The 17789-nt window shown below is 45.9% G+C and carries 15 protein-coding genes and 2 pseudogenes; 10 read left to right on the top strand and 7 right to left on the bottom strand.

The window, feature by feature from the left end:
- The first annotated feature begins 12 nt into the window (after window positions 1-12).
- The 7 genes and pseudogenes from ICV38_RS01110 (at window position 13) to ICV38_RS01085 (ending at window position 5707) form a co-directional block, all read left to right on the top strand.
- Window positions 13-540: a TlpA disulfide reductase family protein gene (locus tag ICV38_RS01110; RefSeq protein WP_215381938.1), complete on the top strand. Its 528-nt coding sequence runs from the start codon at window positions 13-15 to the stop codon at window positions 538-540.
- A 248-nt stretch (window positions 541-788) separates the two neighbouring features.
- Window positions 789-1238, top strand: a complete 450-nt coding sequence (gene aroQ / locus ICV38_RS01105; protein WP_215381937.1) for a type II 3-dehydroquinate dehydratase — start codon at window positions 789-791, stop codon at window positions 1236-1238.
- A gap of 35 nt (window positions 1239-1273) precedes the next feature.
- Window positions 1274-1738, top strand: coding sequence for an acetyl-CoA carboxylase biotin carboxyl carrier protein (gene accB, locus ICV38_RS01100; RefSeq protein WP_215381936.1), 465 nt, complete (start codon window positions 1274-1276; stop codon window positions 1736-1738).
- Window positions 1739-1785: 47 nt separating this feature from the next.
- Window positions 1786-3150, top strand: a complete 1365-nt coding sequence (gene accC / locus ICV38_RS01095) for an acetyl-CoA carboxylase biotin carboxylase subunit (protein WP_215381935.1) — start codon at window positions 1786-1788, stop codon at window positions 3148-3150.
- Window positions 3151-3173: 23 nt separating this feature from the next.
- A pseudogene (gene prmA / locus ICV38_RS10275) lies at window positions 3174-4106 on the top strand (50S ribosomal protein L11 methyltransferase); the annotation flags it as partial.
- 3 nt (window positions 4107-4109) lie between these two features.
- The gene (locus ICV38_RS10270) at window positions 4110-4697 is read left to right on the top strand and encodes a DUF3426 domain-containing protein (protein ID WP_251368266.1); all 588 of its coding nucleotides are present in this window, start codon (window positions 4110-4112) and stop codon (window positions 4695-4697) included.
- A 50-nt stretch (window positions 4698-4747) separates the two neighbouring features.
- Complete coding sequence (locus tag ICV38_RS01085; protein WP_215381933.1) at window positions 4748-5707, top strand: carbohydrate kinase family protein; 960 nt, start codon at window positions 4748-4750, stop codon at window positions 5705-5707.
- A gap of 190 nt (window positions 5708-5897) precedes the next feature.
- Here ICV38_RS01085 and ICV38_RS10360 read toward each other — a convergent pair whose 3' ends face one another.
- From ICV38_RS10360 to ICV38_RS01060, 5 genes are all read right to left on the bottom strand, one after another.
- Entirely contained in the window at window positions 5898-6110 is a 213-nt protein-coding gene (locus ICV38_RS10360; RefSeq protein WP_371819234.1) for a hypothetical protein, read from the bottom strand.
- Window positions 6111-6442: 332 nt separating this feature from the next.
- Window positions 6443-7615: a ribonucleotide-diphosphate reductase subunit beta gene (locus ICV38_RS01075; protein ID WP_215381932.1), complete on the bottom strand. Its 1173-nt coding sequence runs from the start codon at window positions 7613-7615 to the stop codon at window positions 6443-6445.
- Window positions 7616-7660: 45 nt separating this feature from the next.
- Window positions 7661-10567: a ribonucleoside-diphosphate reductase subunit alpha gene (locus ICV38_RS01070; RefSeq protein WP_371819246.1), complete on the bottom strand. Its 2907-nt coding sequence runs from the start codon at window positions 10565-10567 to the stop codon at window positions 7661-7663.
- A gap of 350 nt (window positions 10568-10917) precedes the next feature.
- Entirely contained in the window at window positions 10918-11736 is an 819-nt protein-coding gene (gene ampD, locus ICV38_RS01065) for a 1,6-anhydro-N-acetylmuramyl-L-alanine amidase AmpD (RefSeq protein ID WP_256441288.1), read from the bottom strand.
- A gap of 3 nt (window positions 11737-11739) precedes the next feature.
- Complete coding sequence (locus ICV38_RS01060) at window positions 11740-12588, bottom strand: inner membrane protein YpjD (RefSeq protein ID WP_215381930.1); 849 nt, start codon at window positions 12586-12588, stop codon at window positions 11740-11742.
- Between the two features lie 20 nt (window positions 12589-12608).
- Between ICV38_RS01060 and ffh the strand changes: the two genes are divergently transcribed.
- Entirely contained in the window at window positions 12609-13991 is a 1383-nt protein-coding gene (gene ffh / locus ICV38_RS01055) for a signal recognition particle protein (RefSeq protein WP_215381929.1), read from the top strand.
- A gap of 21 nt (window positions 13992-14012) precedes the next feature.
- On the opposite strand, the gene ICV38_RS01050 is transcribed toward ffh, so the two are convergent.
- Window positions 14013-15755, bottom strand: a complete 1743-nt coding sequence (locus ICV38_RS01050) for a proline--tRNA ligase (protein ID WP_215381928.1) — start codon at window positions 15753-15755, stop codon at window positions 14013-14015.
- A 48-nt stretch (window positions 15756-15803) separates the two neighbouring features.
- Between ICV38_RS01050 and ICV38_RS01045 the strand changes: the two genes are divergently transcribed.
- A complete protein-coding gene (locus ICV38_RS01045; protein WP_215381927.1) occupies window positions 15804-16403 on the top strand; it encodes an RNA pyrophosphohydrolase in 600 nt (199 codons plus the stop codon).
- Window positions 16403-16966 (top strand): CNP1-like family protein, encoded by a 564-nt coding sequence (locus ICV38_RS01040; RefSeq protein ID WP_215381926.1) that lies wholly within the window; start codon window positions 16403-16405, stop codon window positions 16964-16966. The genes ICV38_RS01045 and ICV38_RS01040 overlap by 1 nt, the downstream gene beginning before the upstream one ends.
- A gap of 30 nt (window positions 16967-16996) precedes the next feature.
- Here ICV38_RS01040 and proB read toward each other — a convergent pair.
- Window positions 16997-17782: pseudogene (gene proB / locus ICV38_RS01035) on the bottom strand (glutamate 5-kinase); the annotation flags it as partial.
- Between the last annotated feature and the right edge of the window lie 7 nt (window positions 17783-17789).

Below are 17789 nucleotides of genomic sequence, written 5' to 3'. Positions count from 1 at the left end.
GAAGGAGTTGTAGTGAACCGAAGACAGTGGATCATGATTGGCGGAATTAGTCTTTTGGCGCTCCTTGCGGGGGTCTTTTCTTCACAATGGATTTCTCAAACAGGCTTGGCTAGTGATCCCTCGATTAAGGCCTTTTTTGCCAACCCTTGGCAAACGCCAGACGGCAAACCTGCAAATTCACAAAATTGGCGTGGAAATGTACTCGTAGTCAACTTTTGGGCCTCTTGGTGCCCTCCTTGCGTAGAAGAAATGCCTGCTTTAGACAAGATTGCTCAAGAATATGCCCCTAAAAATGTCTTAATCGTCGGCATTGGTATCGATTCACCATCGAACATACGCGAATTTCTTCAAAAAACTCCCGTTTCCTACCCTATTGTGCTTGGTGGAATTGAGGGTAGCAATCTTTCCAAAAAAATGGGCAATACCCAAGGCGCCCTACCCTATACCGTTGTGATTAACCCCAAAGGGAAGTCCATTTACACAAAATTAGGAAAGATAAGCGAAGAAGAGCTCAAAAAAGCAATTAATTCAGCACTTTGAATATTTTTAACGATAGTTAAAGGGGGCTTCAATATTTAATTCTGCTTATTTATTAGGCAATATCAACCATAATTTTCCTTATTTTCGCTTAAAAGTAGTGAAAATTTGAATTTACCATCCCTCTTTTTGGACCTTTACGATACTTGTGAGGGTATACTTCGGTACACAGCAGGTGAAGCATAAGCAGTATGAGCGGCCAAATGCAAAATTAAACAATTGACACTAACTGCCTCTAAAAATAGGGATCTATGTCTAAAAAAGCTTCAATTCTCGTCATTCAGGGCCCGAACCTTAATCTATTGGGCACCCGTGAACCAGAGGTTTACGGAAAAACTACCCTAGAAGACATTCACCAAAAGCTCGGTGAGATCGCAAAAACGCAGTCTGTTGAATTAAGCACTTATCAAAGCAACCATGAAGGTGAGTTAATTGACCGCATTCAGAAGGCTAAGCAGGATGGGGTGGATTTCATCATTATTAATCCGGGTGCATTTACCCATACCAGCGTTGCTCTACGTGATGTTTTGGCAGGGGTGGCCATTCCATTCACAGAAGTGCACTTATCCAATATTCACCAAAGAGAAGAGTTTCGCAAACACTCTTATCTGTCCGACATCGCTACCGGTGTGATCTGTGGTCTCGGCGCAATTGGGTATGAGCTAGCACTGCAAGCAGCCATTACCCGTTTACAAAAATAAGTTAATTCAAGAATTTCAAGAGAGGACTCACTCATATGGATCTAAGAAAACTCAAAACTCTAATCGACCTAGTTTCTGAATCAGGCATTTCTGAGTTAGAGGTAAATGAAGGTGAAGATCGTGTTCGCATTGTGAATGCAGGCTCTCCGGCTCCTGCGGGGCAAGTGATTTACGCAAATCCTGCTCCCGCACAAGCCGTTCAAGCGGCTCCTGCCGTGCAAATACCAGCTGCTGCTCCAGTAGCTGAAGCACCTGCCGAGGAAACGGGTTTTGTTGCTCGCTCACCCATGGTTGGCACCTTCTATCGCGCGCCAAATCCAGAATCGCCAAACTTCGTCAACGTGGGCGACACCGTAAAAGTAGGCCAAACCCTTTGCATCATTGAAGCCATGAAGTTGCTCAATGAAATCGAATCAGAAAAAGCAGGCGTCATCAAAGAAATTCTGTGTGAAAACGGTCAGGGCGTTGAGTTTGATCAACCCCTGTTTGTGATTGCTTAATTTCCTCATTTTTTCTTCCAATCCTTTTTACCTAACTCAGAGCCGACATGTTCGATAAGATTCTGATTGCCAATCGGGGAGAAATTGCTCTCCGTATCCAACGCGCATGCCGCGAGTTGGGAATTAAAACTGTCGTGGTGTATTCCACCGCAGATAAAGAAGCTAAGTATGTAAAGCTTGCTGATGAGGCGGTTTGCATTGGCCCGGCGCCCTCCCCACTAAGCTATCTCAATATGCCAGCGATTATTTCCGCAGCCGAGGTAACTGATGCAGAAGCAATTCACCCTGGTTATGGCTTCCTCTCTGAAAATGCAGACTTTGCAGAGCGGGTTGAGAAATCTGGCTTTGCCTTTATTGGTCCTACTGCTGCATCTATTCGCTTGATGGGTGACAAGGTTTCAGCAAAACGCGCCATGATCAAAGCAGGCGTTCCTTGTGTTCCTGGTTCTGAAGGCGCTTTGCCAGATGATCCAAAAGAAATTATTGCTGCTGCTAAAAAAGTTGGTTACCCGGTCATTATTAAAGCGGCTGGCGGTGGCGGTGGACGTGGCATGCGAGTAGTTCACACCGAAGCGCACCTGATTAATGCGGTCAATATGACTAAAGAAGAGGCTGGTCGCGCCTTTGGTAATCCAGAAGTCTATATGGAGAAGTTTTTAGAGAAACCTCGCCACGTAGAAATTCAAATTCTGGCTGATACCCATGGCAATGCTATTTGGCTAGGCGAACGCGATTGCTCTATGCAACGTCGTCACCAAAAAGTGATTGAAGAGGCGCCAGCGCCCGGTATTGATCGTCGCTTAATTGCAAAAATTGGCGAGCGTTGTGCGGAAGCCTGCCGAAAAATTGGTTACCGTGGCGCAGGCACCTTTGAATTCCTCTATGAAAATGGTGAATTCTTTTTCATCGAAATGAATACCCGTGTTCAGGTTGAGCACCCTGTGACTGAAATGATTACGGGTGTGGATATTGTCCAAGAACAAATTCGAATTGCCGCCGGCCTCAAACTGTCTTATCGCCAAAAGGATATCGTATTCCGTGGCCACGCAATTGAATGTCGCCTCAATGCTGAGGATCCATTCAAATTCACACCAAGCCCGGGCAAAATTGGTTCCTTCCACATGCCTGGCGGCCCTGGTATTCGCGTTGATTCGCATGCTTACAGCGGTTACGTAGTTCCCTCAAACTATGACTCCATGATTGGTAAGTTGATTTCTTATGGCAATACCCGCGAACAAGCAATCCGCCGCATGCAAATTGCTCTGTCTGAGATGGTGATTGATGGGATTACAACTAATGTCCCCCTGCATCGTGAACTTATGCTTGACCCAAACTTCATGGAAGGCGGCACCAGTATTCACTACTTGGAGCATCGCTTAGAAGAGCAAGCTGCAAGCCGCGGTAAATCTTAAAATCTTGTTGATGCGAGTGCCTCATGTCTTATCGTGAATTGGTATTCACGGTAGCTGCTGAAACTGCTGAGCCCCTAGGCGATGCATTGTTGGAGCTGGGCGCACTTTCCGTCACCGTAGAGGATGATGCTGCGGGTGGATACGATGAGAATCCACTTTATGGAGAGCCGGGCCTTTCTCCTGAAGTGCAAGCTTGGGATAGATCTGCTGTGACCGCCCTTTTTAATCCCGACCTTGATAACTCAGATAATCCAGACTTTATTGGGCAACTTCTCTCTGATCTCTTAGAGGCTGGATTTCATTTAGCACCACCCCAAGAAAAAATAGTTGAAGAGCAAGACTGGGTCAGACTGACACAAAGTCAATTTGCTCCCATTCAGATTGGAAAACGAATTTGGGTTGTTCCCTCTTGGCATGACGCTCCGACAGATCCGGACGCAATTTGCTTAGCAGTCGATCCAGGTCTTGCATTTGGTACCGGTAGTCATCCTACGACACACCTCTGCCTACTCTGGCTTGAAGAGCATTCCAATCTTCAGAATGAAAGCTTGCTCGATTACGGCTGCGGATCAGGTATTTTGGCTATTGCTGCAGCAAAACTAGGTTGCAATCCTATTGTTGGCACGGATATTGATCCCCAGGCAATGGTTGCAGCACGTAGCAATGCAGAAATCAACAACACCTCCATTCGATTTGTTTTGCCAACCGAAGGTGCTCCAGAACTTGCCGCAGAAACAAAATACGACATCGTGATGGCCAACATTTTGGCTAACCCCTTACAAGTCCTTGCGCCAGCCTTGGTGAATAAAATGCGCACGGGCGGACAAATTGTTCTCTCAGGCGTCCTTGCAAGGCAGGCCGATGAAGTCATCGCCACCTACAGTCATTGGCTCAAACTTTCGGTTTGGAAGGAAAGTGAAGGATGGGTTTGTTTACACGGCACTCTTAAGCAGACTGACATGAGCTCTGCTTTTGCTGCGCTTGCTCAAAAAAAAAGAATTAAGTTAGCTCTACTTTCTGGCTTTTTTATCTTGCTTCTCATTTTTGGTGAGCACCTATCCAGAAATTCTTTACTTCCATTACTTGCTCCACGCGTTGATGGAACATCGAATTCATTTTCAGTTGGCGCATTCTCACTTTTACAGCGCATTGACGAAAAATTATGTAGTGCGCTAGATTGCTTTAATCCTCCTGTAAGCGATTTTGCAGCTTGGAAAATAACCTCAGCCACACTGATGCCAGAAAACGTGCGAGAGGGCCTTAAAAACCCCGCAAATGAATCGATATTGAAAGTTGAAATACAAAATCGTCTCGCAATACCAATTTTGTTCCCAAATTTAGAGATTTCTCTCACTGATACTGAGGATTCAGAATTGAAATCGATTCAATTTAGCCCAAGAGAGTGGTTACCAGCTTCTTGGCAAGAATCACATCCCAATTTTTCTAAGATTGGTGCTCCCGCCGGCGAAATAATCCAAGCGGAACTGCCAATCATCCTGCCAGCAAAATCTGCAGGCTACCGTGTGCGAGTGTTCTACCCCCAATAAACTCGCCTTCATAACACTTTTTATTCATTAACCCCTACAGAAGGTAATTTATGGCTAGCTTAATCTGCGGCTCTATCGCTTACGACACCATCATGAACTTTGAAGGCAAATTTGCCGATCAAATTCTGCCCGAGCAGATTCACATCCTCAATGTGGCCTTCTTGGTACCTACTATGCGTCGTGAATTTGGAGGATGCGCTGGCAATATTGCCTACAACCTCAGCCTTTTGGGTGGCGACCCCATCATCATGGCAACGGTTGGCGGAGACGCAGCACCTTATATGAACCGCTTAAAGCAACTCAATATTGACTCAAGCCATATTCGCCAAATTGAAAATGCCTTTACAGCGCAAGCCATGATCACTACCGATCAAGCCAATAATCAAATCACAGCATTTCACCCAGGCGCTATGGGTGAGTCGCATTTAAATCAAGTTTCTGCAGTGGTTGCTGAGAGAACTAAAAATAACAAAGGGGCCGCAAAATTTGGCATCGTCGCACCGGATGGCCGTCAAGGCATGTGGGAGCACTGCCATCAACTGGCCGAAGCCAATATTCCCTTTATTTTTGATCCAGGCCAAGGCTTGCCAATGTTTAATGGTCCTGAACTTTTGGAATTGGTTGATATCGCAAGCTATCTGGCTGTCAATGACTATGAAGGCGAAATGCTCTCACAAAGAACTGGTCTTAGTCTGGCAAAAATCGCGCAGCGCGTCAAAGCATTAATTGTGACTAAGGGTGCTGAGGGTGCAGACATCTACAGCGAAGGAAAATATATCTCAATCCCACCAGTACCAGCAGCAAAAGTAGTTGACCCAACCGGATGTGGGGATGCATTCCGCGGCGGATTGTTATTTGGACTCGAAAATGGAATGGACTGGGAGACCGCTGGTCGCTTAGCCAGTTTGATGGGTTCAATCAAGATCACACATCAAGGCCCCCAAAACCATCAACTGAATAAAGCGCAGATCGCCGATCAATTTAAAGCAGCGTTTGGTTTTAGCTTCTAAAACACAAATTCTGACCAATAAAAAAGGGGTCTCGTGAGAGACCCCTTCTGATAACACCCGCCCAATTAAGGACGTGTGCCAGTTGGGAAGGGCCAAGCAGCAGCAGGATTCAACGCACTAGTCGCTGGTGCAGCTTTCTTAGCCGCGGGCTTTTTTACAGTAGAGCCCACTTTCTTCGCAGCAGGCTTACTTACTTTTTTTTTGCAACGCGCTTCTTAGCAGCTACACGCTTCTTAGCAGCTGGCTTTTTAGCAGCAGCTTTTTTAGCAGCAGGACGCTTCTTAGCAGCTACACGCTTCTTAGCAGCTGGCTTTTTAGCAGCAGCTTTTTTAGCAGCTGGTTTCTTTGCAGCAGGTTTTTTAGCAGCTGGTTTCTTTGCAGCAGGTTTTTTCTTTGTTGCCATGTGTGTTACTCCTTCACGTGAGGATTAGTACAAACTACATTAAGAAGACCCGACCATCTAATTCCGCTTGGTTTTGCAACCTTTTGGAGCTGACGAGCGAGCCATTCATCGGCGCACGGCTTGATGCTAGGTGCTGCACGCTAATGAATCCTGGAAAAAAAGCCGTGGCCCCGAAGGACAACGGCTTCTTAAATGTGCTGGAAAAAATAGAGAGAGTAGCCCAGGCACCCTTGAACAAGGGTTTTCGGATTTGAGTCTGTTTTTGCTGACTTCTTAAACTATCCAACCGTCTAATCTCCTATTTAGCCGGCTATGCGCTTACTTACCGCTTACTACTCCCAACTTAGCGCACCGCCAGTTTGATACTCAATAACGCGTGTCTCAAAAAAGTTTCGTTCTTTCTTAAGATCAATCATTTCTGACATCCATGGAAATGGATTCTCTTCATTTGGGAACATCGCGTCAAGTCCTATTTGCAAACATCTGCGATTGCAAATGTATCTTAGGTACCCTTTGAACATCGGAGCGTTCAATCCGAGCACTCCGCGAGGCATCGTATCTTCGGCATAACGGTACTCTAATTCGACTGCTTTTTCGAAGATCGATTTGATCTCGTCTTTGAACGCGGAAGTCCATAACTGCGGGTTCTCCAGCTTGATTTGGTTAATCAAATCGATACCAAAATTGCAGTGCATTGACTCGTCGCGAAGGATGTATTGATACTGCTCAGCAGCACCCGTCATTTTGTTTTGACGACCCATCGCAAGTATTTGCGTAAAACCAACATAAAAGAACAAACCTTCCATCACGCAAGCAAAAACGATGAGTGAACGGAGCAATTTTTGATCGTTTTCTAATGTCCCAGTCTGAAAATTAGGATCAGTTAAGACGTCAATAAACGGAATTAAGAATTGATCTTTGGCGCGAATGGATTCAATTTCGTTGTATGCGTTGAAGATTTCAGCCTGATCCAAGCCCAAAGATTCCACAATATATTGGTAGGCATGGGTATGAATTGCCTCTTCAAAAGCTTGGCGCAATAGGTATTGGCGGCACTCTGGAGCGGTAATGTGACGATAAGTACCCAAAACAATGTTGTTTGCAGCTAAAGAATCAGCGGTTGTAAAGAAACCCAAATTACGTTTAATGATGCGACGTTCATCCTCAGTGAGGCCATTTGGATCTTTCCAAAGCGCGATATCGCGGTTCATATTGATCTCTTGTGGCATCCAGTGGTTTGCACAACCAGCCAAATACTTCTCCCACGCCCACTTATATTTAAATGGAACCAGCTGATTTACGTCAGTCTTAGCATTAATCACGCGCTTATCAGCAGCGTTGACACGCAAAGCGGCACCAGATAAGTTGGCTGACGCAGGTGCAGTAGCTTGCGGCGCCATTGCTACTTGATCTGGCTGTGGGCGTTGTGGCTCGACTGCAACCGGCTGCGGTGCAAGACCAACTTTCGCTAGCGCTGGAGCAACTTCTTCTTCCCAATTCAACATAACTTTCTCCTAAATTCTTCTAATTGTGACCAATAAGCAAATAGCTTATTGGCATGCTTCACATTCTTCAAAGCCAGCATCACCTGGGCGCATTGTGCAAACTGGACCATCAGCCTCTACAGCACCTGCATTTGCTGCAGCCGCCGCATCTGTTCCGTTCACACCACCACCACTTGATACTGAATTCAGTTGACCACTGGTAACAGTAGATTTCTCAACGTGGGTTGCAGCCATTGTGCGGAGGTAGTAGGTAGTTTTGAGACCACGCAACCAAGCCAACTTGTATGTGTCATCCAATTTCTTGCCAGATGCGCCGGCCATGTAGATATTCAATGACTGGGCTTGGTCAATCCACTTCTGACGGCGAGAAGCCGCTTCAACTAACCAGCTTGGCTCAACCTCAAAAGCAGTTGCATACAAATCACGCAAATCTTGAGGAATACGATCGATCTTAGACAAGGCGCCATCAAAGTACTTCAAATCAGCAATCATCACCTCATCCCAAAGGCCGCGATCTTTCAAATCACGCACCAAATACTCATTTACTACTGTGAACTCACCAGAAAGGTTAGATTTCACGAACAAGTTCTGGAATGTAGGCTCGATACAAGCAGAAACACCAATAATGTTAGAAATCGTTGCAGTAGGCGCAATCGCTACGCAATTGGAGTTACGCATGCCGTGTTGCTTGATGCGAGCACGTAAACCATTCCAATCCATAGTGGATGAGTTATCTACCTCAACATAGCCACCACGCTCTTGAGCCAAAAGGGCTACCGAATCTTGCGGGAGAATACCGCGATCCCATAAAGAACCTTTATAGGTGCTGTAAACACCGCGCTCTTCAGCCAACTCGCAAGACGCTTGGTAAGCGTAGTAGCAAACCGCTTCCATAGAAGAATCAGCAAACTTCACGGCCTCATCGCTTGCATATGGAATGCGTTGCATATGCAAGCAATCCTGGAAGCCCATAATGCCCATGCCGACTGGACGGTGCTTGAGGTTGGAATTACGGGCCTTAGCAACAGCGTAGTAGTTGATATCAATCACGTTGTCCAACATACGCATCGCGGTACGTACTGTTTTTTGGAGTTTTTCGTGATCCAGAATTAATTTACCGTGAGCATCAGTTGTCATGTGAGCAGTTAAGTTCACAGAACCAAGGTTACAAACTGCGATTTCGTCCTCGTTTGTATTGAGAGTGATTTCGGTACAAAGGTTTGAAGAGTGAACAACGCCAATATGTTGCTGCGGGCTGCGGATATTGCAAGGATCTTTGAAAGTAATCCATGGGTGACCAGTTTCAAACAACATGCCGAGCATCTTGCGCCACAATTGCTGCGCTGGAATGCGACGGAATGGTTTCAACTCACCACGATCCGCTTTTTGCTCATAAGCAACATAAGCTTCTTCAAATGCTTTACCAAACTTATCATGCAAATCTGGAGTGTTGGACGGCGAGAACAATGTCCAATCACCATTTTCCATGACGCGCTTCATAAACAAGTCAGGAATCCAATTAGAAGTATTCATGTCATGTGTACGACGGCGGTCGTCACCAGTGTTCTTGCGCAGCTCCAAGAATTCTTCAATGTCCAAGTGCCATGTTTCCAAGTAGGCGCAAACCGCACCCTTACGCTTACCGCCTTGGTTCACAGCAACTGCAGTGTCATTTACTACCTTAAGGAATGGCACAACACCTTGTGATTTACCGTTAGTACCTTTGATATGACTACCTAAAGCGCGTACGTTAGTCCAGTCGTTACCCAATCCACCGGCAAACTTAGATAACAATGCATTTTCTTTCAACGCTTCATAAATGCCATCGAGGTCATCTTCAACAGTCGTTAGGTAGCAGCTAGAAAGCTGTGGACGTGTTGTTGCAGAGTTAAACAATGTTGGAGTACTGGACATGAAATCAAATGTAGAGAGGATTTCATAGAACTCGATTGCACGACGCTCGCGATCTAACTCATTCATGGCTAGGCCCATCGCAACGCGCATAAAGAATGCTTGTGGCATTTCAATGCGACGGTCTTCAATGTGCAAGAAGTAGCGGTCATACAAAGTTTGCAAGCCAAGATAGTTGAACTGCAAGTCACGGTTGGCGTTCAATGCCCCAGCCAATCTTGCCAGATCGAACTCACGCATACGGGGGTCTAGCAACTCGGCAGAAATACCTTCGTTGATGTACTTCGCAAAGTAGGTGCTGTATTCAGCCTGTGTATCACCTTGCAATACTTCCTTACCAAAAATTTCTTTACGAATCACGTGCATCAAGATACGTGCGGTAACTTGGCTGTATGCAGGATCCTTTTCAATCAAAGTGCGTGAAGCCAAAATAGCGGAGTCATATACCTGCGCCATTGGTACACCGTCGTACAAGTTCTTAATAGTTTCGGTAATGATTGGGGTTGCATCAATATGATTGCCCAAGCCTTCGCATGCCGCTTCAATCACGGTACGCAAAGCAGCCATGTCGAGATACTTCTCAACACCGTTATCAGTCACCTTAATGCCGGATTCACCAGCTTGGTTAGCCGCTTGTGTTTCTTGACTTACTTCTTGTTGTGCAGCGCGCTCTTGGTTACGCTTCTCGCGATAAAGAACATATGCACGTGCAACGTTATGCTCGCCACTACGCATCAAAGCTAATTCGACTTGGTCTTGAATATCTTCAATATGGAAAGTACCGCCATTAGGACGGCTACGCAATAAAGCGCGCACAACTGAATGGGTTAGTTGCTCAACTTGTTCACGCACACGTGCGGATGCTGCACCCTGACCACCATTAACCGCTAAAAATGCTTTAGTTACTGCAATGGCAATTTTGGATGGCTCAAATGCAACAACTGAACCATTACGGCGAATTATTTTGTAATCAGACAACTGGGTTGCCTGTGTGCCACCAACACCACCAGCAACAAAGCTGGCAGAAGGGGTCTGATTCATAGCCCCCGCAGGACTCATTCCTGGATTATTTACTCCAGGTGTTTGGTCTGCTGTTTGTGGATTAGCGTATGTCATGTTACTCCTGCGTATTTATATAGTTGTTTAGTCAAAATATCGTTAAAAAACAATGGTGTATTGCTAGATTCAAACACTACATCTAGTGTCTCGAAGTGCATTAGGCACTAAGTATAGGGAATTATTTAGTTATTGGTAAGCTTTTTCTGACAAAAATTCATAAGTATTATTACTAAGTAATCCACTATTTTTCGGGGTGTTTTGGTGCATGATTTGTAGCGCGTTTTAGACAAAGGCTAAAAAAGTAAGCGTACGCTCACATACAAAAAACAGAGCTAGCGGGAGGAGACACCATATGGGAAATTTTTGTCAGAAATTTTTGTCTCTTTTTGGAACTTTTGCCAATCAAAAAATTTTCCAGGATCTGTTTTTCTATCGGGCGCGATATCGCTATGCCCTGCAAATTGAAGGTTCGGAAAACTGATCCCTAGCTTTTGAACCAAGGAAGCTAAGGTTTGATATTGGACCTCTTCAAAAGCTGACTCTCCATCGCCTTCAAGCTCAATGCCAATCGAAAAGTCATTGCACTTTTCCCTTCCCAAAAATGAAGAGACGCCAGCATGCCAAGCTTTATTTTGAGTTGATACAAACTGAATTAATTCTCCGGAGCGTGTGATCAGAAAGTGGCTAGATACTTTTTGCCCTACTATTTCAGCAAAATAAGGGTGTGCATTTGCATCCAACTTGTTCTGGAAAAAATCAACGATGTAATGACCAGCACTTTCTTTGCTGAACTGACTGGGCGGCAAACTAATATGATGAATCACCGCTAGATCTGGTTGAATATTCGATGGCCTTGCATCCTGATTAGGTGAAAGACACCATTTTGCAGAACCAATCCAGCCCCGCTCATCAAGCGAATTGAGATGCTCTTTGGAACAATAAAAACGCTGCTCAAAAACGATTGCCTCTGATTTTGGTAGATGCACGTTGCAATACCGGCAAGGCACCATCGCTTCTGGCTCTACAGTCTTCCGAGCCTTATTTTGATTGGGTTTTTCGGCACTTTCCGTACTTGACTTGACTTGTTTCTGACCCTTTATCCAGCGATAAAAAAGGTATGCACCCACCAATAAAAGAAGCCACTTAAACAAGGATCACACTCTCTGAAGAATGACTTCCAAAACGAAACGGCTACCAACATAAGCCAAGAGTAAAGCACTATATGCACTCAATACCCAACGAATAGCTGCTCGTCCGCGCAGACCTACTCGCCAACGCGCTAACAATAAGCCAGCAAACAAGAACCACGATACCAGTGCAAAAATTGTTTTGTGATCAAAGACTAGAGGTTTGCCGAACAATGTTTGAGAAAACAACAGCCCTGAAAATACTGTCAAACTCAAAAGAGCAAAGCCGACATACAGCAAATTAAACAGTAAGCTTTCCATCGTCATTAATGGTGGTAAATCCTCAAGCCAATGCGCAACACGACTATCGGGAACAATGGCAAGTTGACGATGCAAAGCTCGATCCTGAACACTCATCAACATCGCGTGCATAGCCGCCAAACTCAGCAAGCCTACCGAAATGGTCGCAACAATGAAATGCCCCTTGAACCAAGGATCAGAAACTGCCTTAGGAGAAATGAGAGTTCCTGGAAAAAGACTTGGAAGCAATGAACAAACCAAGGCAAATAAAACTGCTAGCCAGCGCAAACTGGAGATAGGCAAAAACCAAGACTGAAACCAATAAAAAGCCAGTCCGACCCAGGCGATCAACGATAAATCCTGTGCAAATCCAAAAACAAATCCATTTGCAGCAAAGACAGAGTCATGCAACTGAATTCCGTGAACTATCAGAGCAAGCAAGATGAAGGCTTGAATAAGCCCAGCCGAGGCCGCAGACTCATTCCCTGCCTTTGACCTAAAACTCAAAAAGAGCAAAAGAAGTAGATAAAGTGCGGAAGGGAGCAATCCGGATGCTGGGTGACCTAAAATATCCATCTGGAAAGTCTAATCGATAAATGCTAGAAAACCTCACCGATCGTCTATCTCGCGTTGTTAAAACAATGCGGGGACAAGCCCGTCTGACTGAAGCCAACACCGCAGAAATGCTGCGAGAGATCCGTTTAGCCCTTCTAGAGGCGGACGTAGCCCTACCGGTAGTGAAGTCTTTGCTAGAGCAAATTAAGTTCAAAGCCCTAGGAGAAGAAGTTGTAGGCAGCCTCAGCCCTGGTCAAGCATTGGTTGGCGTAGTTCAACGAGAGCTTGCCCAAGTCATGAGGGGTGACGTCAATCAAAGCGGCGAGCTCAATTTAGCCACTCAGCCCCCTGCTGTAATTTTGATGGCAGGCCTACAAGGCGCTGGTAAAACCACCTCGGCCGGCAAGCTGGCAAAATGGTTGCAAGAAAAAAAGAAAAAGAAAGTTCTCACTGTTTCCTGTGACGTATATCGTCCAGCAGCTATTGAGCAGCTAGAAACGGTTACCAAGCAAGTTGGGGCTGAATTTTTTCCGAGCAACGTTAATCAAAAACCCAACGATATTGCGGCTGCAGCCCTAGATTGGGCAAGACGTCATTACTTTGACATCGTCATTGTCGATACTGCAGGTCGCCTAGGCATTGATGAAGCGCTGATGCAAGAAATTAAAACCTTGCATGCGAGCTTAAACCCGATTGAAACCTTGTTTGTGGTTGACGCCATGCTGGGTCAAGATGCCGTTAATACTGCTAAAGCCTTTCATGAAGCTCTACCACTGACTGGCGTCATTCTGACCAAGCTTGATGGTGATTCGCGCGGTGGCGCAGCCCTCTCCGTTCGCCAAGTGACCGGCGTGCCACTGAAATTTATTGGTGTCGCGGAGAAGATGGATGGCCTAGAAGCCTTTGATGCCGAGCGCATGGCCAACCGCATTCTGGGGATGGGCGATATTCTTGCGCTGGTTGAACAAGCCCAACAACACGTCGATGTTGCTAAGGCAGAAAAATTAGCCAGCAAGATTTCTAAAGGCGGATTTGATTTAGAAGATTTTCGGGATCAACTCTTACAGATGCAAAAGATGGGTGGCATGGCCAGCTTAATGGACAAGCTTCCAAGCCAAGTTGCTCAAGCTGCCTCCAAAACCAATCTCAGTAACGCCGACAAACAAACCAAACGCATGCGGGGAATCATCGATAGCATGACGCCACGTGAGCGTAGCAAACCTGAATTACTGAAGGCCAGCCGTAAACGCCGTATCGCCGCAGGCGCTGGGGTGGAAGTTCAAGAAGTCAATCGCTTGCTTGCTCAGTTCGAGCAAATGCAAACTATGATGAAACAATTTAAGGGCGGAAAAATGGCCCGAACCATGGCAGCAATGGCTGCTAAAGGAGCCGCCAAGGGTATTGGCGGACTCTTTAAAAAATAACTTACTAAGATACTAGTTCAATTAAGCGATTATATTTTTTGCAGCTTGAACTGCAGTAATCACTTTGTCTTTGATTTGTGCAAGCGGAATATTTTGTGATTCAGCGTCTGTACGCCCTTTAAATTCCACTTGAGAATCTGCTAGGCCACGATCACCGATCACTACACGGAATGGCGCACCAATCAACTCCCAGTCTGCAAACATCGCGCCCGGACGCTCATTACGATCATCCAAAATCACATCGATGCCTGCAGCGAGCAATTCATCATGCAATTGATCACATGCAGTTTTTACAGCTTCTGACTTTTCGTAACCCATCGGGCAGATCACTACCTCAAATGGCGCCATGGAGATTGGCCAAATAATGCCCTTATCGTCATGCCCTTGCTCAATCGCAGCCCCAAGCAAACGGGTTACGCCGATACCATAGCAGCCCATTACCATGGGCTGTGCTTTGCCTTGTTGATCTAAATAAGTGCAGCCCATTGCCTCAGAGTAGCGAGTGCCCAATTGAAAAACGTGACCTACTTCGATACCACGACAAATATCAACATTGCCTTTGCCATCGGGAGAAGGATCACCAATCACAGCATTGCGTATATCCATTACCAATGGCTCTGGTAAATCGCGGCCCCAGTTCACGCCAGTCAAGTGATGCCCAGCATCATTGGCACCACACACAAAGTCAGACATATTGGCCGCCGTCCTATCAGCAACAACCGTCACGTCAGAGCTCACACCAACCGGACCTAGATAACCCGCAGGCGCATTGCAAGCTTGCTTAATTTCAGCTTCACTAGCAAAGCGGGATTCGGCCATGCCAGGAATCTTGCTAGCCTTAACTTCGTTCAATTCATGATCGCCACGCACCAACAGCATAAAGAGTTTTGCTGGTCCCTTTTCCTGATCTGCAGCGAACAATAAAGATTTCACCGTCTTCTCAAGAGGAATGCTTAAGAACTTAGCAACATCAGCACAATTAGTAATGTCAGGCGTTGGCACCTTAGCCATTGCTTGCGCCGCAGCAGCACGCGCTGCGATTAAAGATAAAGATTCTGCGGCCTCCAAATTGGCAGCGTACTCTGAACTTGGGCAATACACGATGGCATCCTCGCCAGTGTCAGCTATGACATGGAATTCTTGGCTACCTGAACCGCCAATCGCACCATTGTCTGCAGTGACTGCACGAAATTGCAGCCCCATACGCTTGAAGATACGTGTGTAAGCATCAAACATGATTTGATATGACTTCTTCAATCCTTCAGCATCACGATCAAATGAGTAAGCATCTTTCATGCTGAACTCACGACCACGCATGATTCCAAAACGTGGACGGCGCTCATCGCGGAACTTGGTCTGAATTTGATAAAAATTCACTGGCAATTGCTTATAACTTTTAATCTCATTACGAGCTAAATCAGTGATAACTTCTTCGGAAGTAGGTTGAATTAAGAAATCACGATCATGGCGATCTTTGATGCGGAGTAACTCCGGACCCATTTTTTCCCAACGACCAGTCTCTTGCCACAATTCGGCGGGCTGAATCATTGGCATTAATAATTCGATTGCACCAGCACGATTCATTTCTTCGCGAATAATATTTTCTACCTTGCGAATCGCCTTTAACCCAAGGGGCAAATAGTTATATATGCCTGCGCTTAGCTTGCGAATTAAACCTGCGCGCACCATGAGCTTGTGCGAAACCACCTCAGCGTCAGAGGGGGCTTCTTTTAGCGTGGCGAGAAATGATTGTGATGCTTTCATGAATGGATATAATCAAATCGTTGATTTTAAAGGATTTGGGGCACGATCATGCTTGACCGTGAAGGGTATCGACCCAATGTCGGCATTGTCCTCCTTAACAGCCGCAACGAGGTTTTCTGGGGAAAACGCGTTGGGCAGCATTCGTGGCAGTTCCCGCAGGGCGGGATAGCTCATGGCGAAAGCCCTGAACAGGCGATGTACCGCGAATTGCATGAAGAGGTTGGCTTGCTGCCGGAACATGTCCAAATTATTGGACGAACTAGGGACTGGCTCCGCTATGACGTCCCTGAGGAATACTTACGCCGCCAACATGCCACTCGCGTTCACCGCGCTGCTTATCGTGGTCAAAAACAAATCTGGTTTTTACTACGTTTCGTTGGTTTAGATAGCGATATTCAGTTACGCGCTACAGAACAGCCTGAATTTGATGCCTGGCGCTGGGTTCCATTCTGGATTCAGCTCGATGCTGTGATTGGCTTTAAACGTGAGGTATATCAACTCGCCCTATCTGAGTTAGCGCGCTATCTTGCAAAAGGCGTTCGCATGCAACAGCTGGCCTGGGGTACTCCTTTAGATTTACTGCAATCTTTTTACTCTAGGGGCGATGAGAATCCTAAAGAGCCCACCAAATCGGATAAATCAAAATAATGAGTTCACTCTTTCGCACTCTTAGCCAATACTTCACTTGCTTATGTGCATCTTTACTCTTGTTGGCTTGTGCGGGCGATCCCATAGAAAGTGGACTTGATCCCTTTGCACCAATGGTATTTAAGGAAGGGGTAACGAAGATGCCTTTGAACCCACCTAATCCATCAACCCTTTTACCTTTTTATGTATCGCAGCATACTGTTTTTAAATTTGCCGTTGATACAGACTCAATACTGATTGGCGCTGATGGTGTGACACGTTATATCGTTGTAATGACCAATCCCAGTGGTGGACAACAGGCGCAATATGAGGGCATTCGTTGCGACTCATTTCAGTGGCGCCTATATGGCACCCTGGAAAATAATATCTGGAAAGAAAACCCTCTCTCAAGCTGGAGAGGAATCCAAAGCAATGTGCCCAATCGTTATCAAGCTGCTTTAGCGCAGGGAGCGTTTTGTAATTTCAATACCCAAGAGAAGAATATCAAGACCATTCTCCAGTCTTTAAATCCAAATGGGTTTACAGGTGGGACCAAGCCAACCAACTCCTTCGGTATTCAATAAAAACGGAGTGGTAATTTAAGGTCTTTAGTGGGCAGCTTGAGAACTCAAGCGAGTCCCTATTTTCTCGCCCGATAGAAGTCGAGTTAGTACATCTGGTTCGTGCCCAGAAGCAATCACAGTTGATGCGCCAGTTTGCACAGCAATTTTTGCTGCCAATACCTTGGTAAGCATACCGCCCTTACTCAACTCACTTGCTGCACCACCCGCCATTTTTTCTAAAGCAGGGTCTCCAGCTACAGCATCAGTTAGTAGGGTCGCTGCTGGATTCTGACGAGGATCGGCAGTATATAAGCCGCCTTGATCAGTGAGAATAATTAATAGATCTGCATGAACTAGATTGGTGACTAAAGCAGCTAGGCTATCGTTATCACCAAATTTAATTTCATCAGTCACCACCGTGTCATTCTCATTAATGATTGGCACTACACCCAACCTTAATAGAGTGTCTAGCGTACCTTTTGCATTCGCATTACGCTCAGCGTGGGCTAAGTCAGCATTCGTTAGCAAAATCTGTGCGCTGCGCAAATTAAAGCGCGCAAAACAGCTTTCATACACTTGTACCAAGCCCATTTGACCAACAGCAGCGGCAGCCTGAAGTTCATGAATCTCCTGTGGACGCTTACTCCATCCTAAACGCTGCATTCCTTCGGCAATAGCCCCAGAACTTACCATTAGGACCTCATGTCTATTCTTGAGCAAGCCTGCAATTTGCTCTGCCCACTTTGCAATGGCGGCATGATCCAAGCCTTCGCCATTATTGGTAACAAGGCTTGAGCCAACTTTAACAACGATGCGTTTAGTTTGTTTATGGTTCATAACAAAT

Origin of the sequence: Polynucleobacter sp. MG-6-Vaara-E2 (assembly GCF_018687695.1) — a bacterium.
Classification (GTDB): Bacteria; Pseudomonadota; Gammaproteobacteria; order Burkholderiales; family Burkholderiaceae; genus Polynucleobacter.
Note: the sequence above shows the minus strand (reverse complement) of the source record. Positions and strands in the feature narration are given on the sequence as shown.